This window comes from Neisseria sp. P0009.S007 (genome assembly GCF_051962515.1).
In genome coordinates, this window is the sequence record NZ_JBQCVF010000440.1 from 1 (window position 1) to 1,148 (window position 1,148).

Sequence of the window (1,148 nt, forward strand, 5' to 3'; positions counted from 1 at the left end):
CCATCAAACAGTGAAATTGGAGACTTTGAAGGCGAGACCGGCAATACTCTGCTTGCCAAAAACAATAAAAAACAGCCGACCAAATGGGCAGAAAACATCCTTGCAGGCATAGAAGCCAGCAAAACGCCCGAACTTGCGCGCTTCCTTTTTGCCCTCGGCATCCGTCACGTCGGCGAACGTACCGCTAAAACGTTGGCGCAGGCATTCGGTACGCTCGAACATGTCCGCCATGCACCCGAACCCATCCTCGCCTGCCTGCCTGATATCGGCACGGTGGTTGCCCGCTCCATTGCCCACTTTTTCGCCCAAGAAGCCCAACAGGCGATGATAGACGAGCTGCTGGCTGTAGGTGTTGCCCCACAAAGCCAGGCTATCACTATCCCACCGTTGCGCCATGCCGAGCCGCAACGCTGGATTGCCCGCCTGCCCGATTTTAAAATCAGCGAAACCAAAGCACTGGCCTTGTGGGAACTCGCCGGACAAAGCATAGAAGGTTTGCAAACCGACAAAGCGTTACCTGCCGATTGGCAAACATGGCGCGGCAAACCGCAAAATGCAGCCCTGCTTGAAAATATGAAAACTTTCTTTGCTCAAACGCTGTCTAAGCTTCAAGATGAAACTATTTCAGACGGTATTAACGAGGCCGTAGCAGGTAAAACCTTTGTATTAACAGGGACTTTACCTACACTCAAACGCGACCAAGCCCAAGCCATGATTGAAGCGGCAGGCGGAAAAGTTTCCGGCAGCGTATCCAAAAAAACCGACTACGTTGTCGCCGGAGAAGCTGCAGGCAGTAAATTGGAAAAAGCTCAAACGTTAGGCGTGGCCGTATTGAGTGAAGAAGAATTACTGTCGTTGCTGAGATAAGACAGTATCTACAAGCAATCCGCCTTTTCAAGCCAACTGCTCCCTTATCATGTGGTATCATCGCTACATGCGACTACATCTTTACACTTTTTGGGTATAAACCCATAGTTAAAATAGGATAATAATATGAAACCCATTAAAAAATGCGTCTTTCCCGTTGCCGGTATGGGCACCCGTTTCTTGCCTGCGACCAAAGCCAGCCCAAAAGAAATGCTGCCTATCGTGGACAAACCTCTGATTCAATATGCAGTTGAAGAAGCGGTTGAAGCCGGCTGTACTGA

Annotated in this window: 2 protein-coding genes; both read left to right on the forward strand. The window is 49.8% G+C overall.

Annotated features, from left to right (window positions below):
• The coding region (locus ACTHS3_RS13900) for a helix-hairpin-helix domain-containing protein (protein WP_440368241.1) at nt 1–867 on the forward strand (867 nt) is incomplete at its 5' end.
• 126 nt (nt 868–993) lie between these two features.
• A partial coding sequence (locus tag ACTHS3_RS13905; RefSeq protein ID WP_440367237.1) for a sugar phosphate nucleotidyltransferase occupies nt 994–1,148 on the forward strand: 155 nt, incomplete at its 3' end.